The sequence below is a fragment of the Amnibacterium sp. genome, assembly GCF_025463795.1.
Classification (GTDB): Bacteria; Actinomycetota; Actinomycetes; order Actinomycetales; family Microbacteriaceae; genus Amnibacterium.
On sequence record NZ_JAODBE010000184.1, the window covers coordinates 1 to 5,846 of the forward strand.

Consider the following 5,846-nt stretch of genomic DNA (forward strand, 5'->3'; position numbering starts at 1 on the left):
CGAGCAGGTCGGGCTGCGCCTCGAGCCGCTTGCGCACCGCCTTCAGGTCGGGCGCCTCCGCGTGCCGGATGACGACCGCGAACTGCGGATCGATGAAGACGTGCACCTCGCCGAAGTCGACGCGCTCGTCGCTGTCGATGTACCGGGCCGGGCGGAGCACGACGAAGCGGATGTCGCCGTAGCGCTCGAGCTTCGGGCGCTGATGCCCCTCGAGCGCGTCCTCGACGGCGAGCGGATGCAGCCCGAACTCGTCGGCCACCTCGCGCACCTCGGCCTCGGAGGGGCGGTAGAGGCCGATCCAGCCGAAGCCGTTCCGCTCCTTCACGAGGTCGAACGTCTGCTCGAGGTCCGACGGGTCGGCGGTGCGGCGTCCGTTGACGTACACGGCGTTGTCGACGATGGGCACGGCGCGAAGCCTAGGAGGGTCGGGTGGATCTCGCGCACCGCGTCCTGCTGCGGCGTGTAGCCTCCGGAAAATGACGCGGATCGCCGCCATCGCGACGGCCCTGCCGGACCACGCCTACCCGCAGGACACGATCACCGAGCTGCTCGCGCCGATGGTGACGCAGGATCCGCGCAAGCAGGCCGTGATGCGCCGCATCCATTCGTCCGCGCACGTGGACACCCGGCATCTCGTGCTGCCGCTCGAGCAGTACCGCACCGCGCTGACGTTCGGGCAGACGAACGACCGGTTCGTGGGGGAGGCGACCCGCCTCGCCGCCACGTCGATGCGGGAGGCGCTCGACGCCGCCGGGGTCGCGCCGGACGAGGTCGACTTCATCGTCTTCACGTCGGTCACCGGCATCTCGGCGCCGTCCGTCGACGCCCTGCTCGTGCCGCTGCTCGGTCTCCGTGAGGACGTGAAGCGGATGCCGATGTTCGGCCTCGGCTGTGTGGCCGGGGCGGCCGGCATCGCCAGGGTGCACGACTACCTGGTCGGGCACCCCGACGAGGTCGCGGTGCTGCTCTCGGTCGAGCTCTGCTCGCTCACGGTGCAGCGCGACGACGACTCGATGGACAACATCGTGGCGAGCGGACTCTTCGGCGACGGCGCGGCCGCCGTCGTGCTCGTGGGGGAGGGCTGGGCGGAGCAGCACGGCACGCGAGGCCCGCGCGTGGTCGACACGCGCAGCCGCCTCTACCCGGGCAGCGTCAGCACGATCGGCTTCCGGCCGAGTGAGACCGGGTTCCGCGTGATCCTGACCGCCGGGGTCGTCGACGTGATCGACGCGAACTTCCCCGGCGACGCCCGCGCATTCCTCGCCCGCCACGGCCTGTCGGTGGAGGACGTCGGTGCCTGGGTCGCGCATCCCGGCGGCCCGAAGGTGCTCGAGTCGTTCCAGCGCGGCCTCGACCTGCCCGACGGCGCGCTCGCCCGCAGCTGGGAGTCGATGGCGAAGGTGGGCAACCTCTCCTCCTCGAGCGTGCTGCACGTGCTGGCGAGCGAGCTCGCGGCCCCGCACCTGGCCGGCGAGTGGGGGCTGCTCTTCGCCCTCGGTCCCGGTATCAGCGCGGAGTTCGTGCTGCTGCAGTGGGCCGCCGCCACCCTCCCGCTGCCGAGCGCGGCCTGACCGGCGGCTGCGGTGACGGCGTTCGGACCCGAGTGGTGGACCGCCTACGGCTGGTACCTCGCGTTCCTCGCCGTCTCGGCCGCAGAGCGGTTCTTCGAGCTCGTCGTCTCGGCGAGCAACGTGCGGTGGGCGCTCGCTCGAGGCGGACGGGAGGAGGGCCGCGGCCACTTCCCGGCGATGGTCGCGCTGCATCTCGGGCTCGGCGTCGCGTGCGTACTCGAACCGCTGCTCGGCGCACGCCCGTTCCTTCTCGGCCTCGCCGTGCCGGCCGCCGTGCTCGCGGTCGCTGCACAGGTGCTGCGGTACTGGTGCATCCTCACCCTCGGACGGCGCTGGAACACGCGCATCGTCGTCGTACCGGGCCTGCCGCTCGTCCGCCGGGGGCCCTACCGGTTCCTCTCGCATCCGAACTACGTGGTCGTCGCGCTCGAGGGCGTCGCGCTGCCGCTGATCTTCACCGGCTGGGTCACCGCGATCCTCTTCACCGTGCTGAACGCGGTGCTGCTGCTCCAATACCGGATCCCCGCGGAGGAGGAGGCGATGTCCCGCGCGCTCGCGGAGATGCCTCGGTGATGCCGGACGTCGTCGTGGTCGGCGGCGGGCCGGTCGGGCTCGCCACGGCGATCGCCGTGCGGCTGGCGGGACTCGAGCCGGTCGTGCTCGAGGCCCGGACCGGCCAGCTCGACAAGGCATGCGGGGAGGGGCTGATGCCCGGGGCGCTGGCCGTGCTCGCACGACTGGGCGTCGATCCGCCCGGCGTCCCGCTGCGGGGGTTCCGGTACGCGGACGCCCGCCGGTCGGTCGAGCACCGGTTCCCCGGCACGGCCGGCCGCGGCGTCGAGCGGATCGCCTTGCACGCCGCGCTGGCCGCGCGGGCCGCGCAGCTCGGCGTCGAGGTCCGTCGCGCCCGGGTGAGCACCCTCGAGCAGGACGCCGACGGGGTGCTGGTGGCCGGGGTGCGGGCGCGGTACGCGATCGGCGCCGACGGCCTGCACTCGACCGTGCGCCGCACGACCGGGCTGGGCCGGCCGGTCGCGGGTCCGCACCGCTTCGGGCTGCGCCGTCACGTCGCCGTGTCCCCGTGGTCTGACCTCGTCGAGGTGCACTGGGGGGCGACGTTCGAGCTGTACGTCACGCCGGTGCGGCCGGATCTCGTCGGCGTCGCCGTGCTGGGGGAGCGCGGTCTCGATCTCGACGCGGCGCTCGCCGCGGTGCCTCAGCTGCGCGACCGGCTCGGAGGAGGCCGCGGCGCCGACGCCGTCCGCGGCGCCGGACCGCTCCGTCAGCGCACCGCCCGTCGCGTCGCCGGGCGCATCGCGCTCGTCGGCGACGCCGCCGGATACATCGACGCGCTCACGGGCGAGGGGCTCGCCATCGGCCTGGCCGGCGCCGAGCAGGTCGCCGCCGCCGTCGCGGCGGACGACCTGACCGCGTACGACCGGGGCTGGACCCGTTCCACCCGCGCCCACCGGCTGGCCACCCACGCCGTCCTGCGGCTCGCGACCTCGCCCGCGCGAGGATCCGTCGTGCCGCTCGTCCGCACGGTGCCGGCACTGTTCGGCGCCGTCGTCGACCTGCTCGCGAGACCGGTGCCCCGGTGACCGCCGGGTTCGTGGTCCGGTCGCCGGACGAGGAGGACTGGCGCGAAGCGCGCGACCTGCGCCTCGAGATGCTCGCCGACACCCCCATCGCGTACCTCGAGACCCTCGAGACCGCGCTCGGGCACGACGAGGCCTACTGGCGACGCCGCGCGCGCCCGCGCACCGACGGCGGCATCACGGTCGTCGCCGTCACGGACGACGGCCGCTGGGTCGGCACGATGGCGGGCATCCCCGGCGCCGGCGGTCCCACCCTCGTCGGCGTCTACGTGTCGCCCGCCTTCCGGGGACGCCGAGCCGGCGTCACCGACGCGCTCCTCGACGCCGTCGAGACCTGGGCGCGCGGGCACGCGGACGTGCTCCGCCTCGAGGTGAACGAGCTCAACGCGCGTGCCCGCGCCGCCTACGAGCAGCGGGGCTTCGTTCTGACCGGCCGGACGAGCCCGTACCCGCTCGATCCGCCCTCCCTCGAGCTGGAGATGATCAAGCGGCTCTGAGCCCCCGGATGTCGGTGCCGGGCGGCAGGATGGGGACGTGACGGTGAAGGGCGGGCAGGGGATCCGGCAGGTGTCCACGCCCGACGTCGACAGCTCCCGTGCGACCGTGCTCCACGTCGACATGGACGCGTTCTTCGCGAGCGTCGAGCTGCTCGAGCACCCCGAGCTCGTGAACCGGCCCGTGATCATCGGCCACGACGGTGGGCGGGGGGTCGTGTCCTCCGCCAACTACGCCGCCAGGCGCTTCGGCGTGCGCTCCGCGATGCCCGTCGGCCGGGCGATGCGGCTCTGCCCGCAGGCGGTCGTGCTGCGGCCGCACTACGAGAAGTACCGCGAGGCGTCGGCGGCGGTCATGGCGATCTTCCGGTCGATCACACCGATCGTGGAGCCGCTCTCCATCGACGAGGCGTTCCTCGACGTCGCGGGCGCGGTGCGACTGTTCGGGCCGCCCGCCGTCATCGCGGCCGAGGTCCGGCACCGCGTGCTGCGCGAGACCGGGCTCACCTGCTCGGTGGGCGCCGGCGCGTCCAAGTTCATCGCGAAGCTCGCGTCGACGCGGTCGAAGCCCGACGGGCTGCTCGTCGTGCCCCCCGACCGCGCGCTCGAGTTCCTCCACCCGCTGCCGATCGACGCGCTCTGGGGCGTCGGTCCCGCCACCCGCGACGCGCTGCACCGGCGGGGCATCCGCACGGTCGCCGACCTCGCCGCCACGCCGCCCGGCGTGCTCACCACCTGGCTCGGCCCGACGGCGGGCCCGAAGCTGCACGACCTCGCGTGGGCCCGTGACCCCCGGCACGTCGCCACCCACCACGTCGAGAAGAGCATCGGGCACGAGAACACGTTCTCGGAGGACATCCGCGACGAGGAGCAGCTGCGCCGCGAGCTGCTCGAGCAGGCCGGCCGTGTCGCCGTGCGGCTGAGGGCGGCCGGCTACCGGGCCCGCACGGTCTCGCTGAAGCTGCGGTTCGCGGACTTCACGACGATGAGCCGGTCCCACACGATCTCGGAGCCCACCGACGTGACGCGGCGCATCCACGAGGAGACGGTGGCCCTGCTCACCGCCGAGCGGCTGCGCGGCCGCGCCGTACGGCTGCTCGGCACCCGCGCGGAGCAGCTCGTGCGGGCCGAGGACGAGCTGCTCGGGCTGTGGTCCGACGACGAGCAGTGGCGGGGAGCGGAATCGGCCGCGGACCGTGCCGTCGCCCGCTTCGGGGCCGGCGCCGTGCGTCCCGCGGCCCTGCTCGGCGGCCGGGCCAGGGACCGCGAGCGGCTCGTCGACACCGAGGGCTGACCGGTGGTTCCCAGCCGCCGTCAGCACACTGTCAGCATGGCGGGGGACGGGGGCAGGAGTGCGCGTGCACCGGTCCCGGGGCGTGGAGTGCGATCGCGCTCGGGCCGCATCCCGACCTGCCCGTGACCGCCCTGACGCACGCCGACCCGGCCGTCGTGCGCGGCCGCCGCCGGGAATCGTCGCGGCACCGCACCTCCCGATCGTTCGGGATCCCCGGCTGGGTCGCCTGGACGCTGCGCAGCGGCACGCCGCTGGTGTCGCTCCTGCCCGCCCTCGTCGTGGTCGTGCTCGTGCAGTCCCTCAGCCCCGCAGCCCAGCGGGTGCCGACCGGCGGCGCCCGCTTCGCGCTCGCCGGCGCCTGGGCCACCACGGCGCCCGGCGCCGTCGTCGGCTACCGCCACTGGTTCGCGACGCCCGTGATCGGCTGGCTGCAGCTGGGGGCGCTGGACCGGGCGCTGCTCGGCGGCACCGCGCAATCGGTCCTGGCCGCGGCGCACGGGGCGATGCTGCTGCTCACCCTCGCCGGCGTCACCCTGCTCTGGTTCGTGCTCCGACGGTCGGGGACGAGCGGGATCGCCGCCGGTGCCGCGAGCGCCGTCTTCGGCGTCGCGCCGATCGCCGTCGCCGCCCACACGGTCGTGGCGCCCGTCGCGGTCGCCCTCGTCTGGCTGCTGATCTCGGCGCTGCTCGTGCTGGGGCGCCGCGGTCCCGTCGCGGCCGTCGCGATCGGCGCGACGGCCGGCGCCGCTGTGCTGTCCGACCCGGTCGCGCTCGTGCTCGTCCCGGCGCTCGCCTGGGCGCTCCTGGCCCCGGTCGTCCGCGCACCGCGCACGCTCCGAGCGGTCGGAGCGTCGCCACGGCGCGCCGGGCGTCCCGCGATCGCCGCGGC

The 5,846-nt window shown here is 74.8% G+C and carries 7 protein-coding genes; 6 read left to right on the forward strand and 1 reads right to left on the reverse strand.

The window, feature by feature from the left end; genetic code table 11:
- A partial coding sequence (locus tag JWQ92_RS15535; protein WP_297345371.1) for a CorA family divalent cation transporter occupies positions 1–406 on the reverse strand: 406 nt, incomplete at its 3' end.
- 70 nt (positions 407–476) lie between these two features.
- Here JWQ92_RS15535 and JWQ92_RS15540 point away from each other — a divergent pair.
- The 6 genes from JWQ92_RS15540 to JWQ92_RS15565 all read left to right on the forward strand — a co-directional run.
- A complete protein-coding gene (locus JWQ92_RS15540; RefSeq protein WP_297345372.1) occupies positions 477–1,571 on the forward strand; it encodes a type III polyketide synthase in 1,095 nt (364 codons plus the stop codon).
- Between the two features lie 12 nt (positions 1,572–1,583).
- Positions 1,584–2,144 carry an isoprenylcysteine carboxylmethyltransferase family protein gene (locus tag JWQ92_RS15545; RefSeq protein WP_297345373.1) on the forward strand — a complete coding sequence of 187 codons (561 nt, stop codon included), beginning with the start codon at positions 1,584–1,586 and terminating at the stop codon, positions 2,142–2,144.
- Entirely contained in the window at positions 2,144–3,172 is a 1,029-nt protein-coding gene (locus JWQ92_RS15550; protein ID WP_297345374.1) for an FAD-dependent monooxygenase, read from the forward strand. Before JWQ92_RS15545 ends, JWQ92_RS15550 begins: the two co-directional genes overlap by 1 nt.
- Positions 3,169–3,666 carry an N-acetyltransferase gene (locus tag JWQ92_RS15555; RefSeq protein ID WP_297345375.1) on the forward strand — a complete coding sequence of 166 codons (498 nt, stop codon included), beginning with the start codon at positions 3,169–3,171 and terminating at the stop codon, positions 3,664–3,666. The genes JWQ92_RS15550 and JWQ92_RS15555 overlap by 4 nt, the downstream gene beginning before the upstream one ends.
- Positions 3,667–3,703: 37 nt before the next feature.
- On the forward strand, positions 3,704–4,957 hold the full coding sequence (locus tag JWQ92_RS15560) for a DNA polymerase IV (protein ID WP_367276753.1): 1,254 nt from the start codon (positions 3,704–3,706) through the stop codon (positions 4,955–4,957).
- Between the two features lie 122 nt (positions 4,958–5,079).
- Positions 5,080–5,846 (forward strand): hypothetical protein (locus JWQ92_RS15565; protein ID WP_297345376.1); only part of this gene is annotated, 767 nt, incomplete at its 3' end.

Coding starts and splice junctions, on each gene's coding strand:
- JWQ92_RS15540 (WP_297345372.1), top strand. CDS start 477: ATGACGCGGATCGCCGCCATCGCGACGGCCCTGCCGGACCACGCCTAC.
- JWQ92_RS15550 (WP_297345374.1), top strand. CDS start 2,144: ATGCCGGACGTCGTCGTGGTCGGCGGCGGGCCGGTCGGGCTCGCCACG.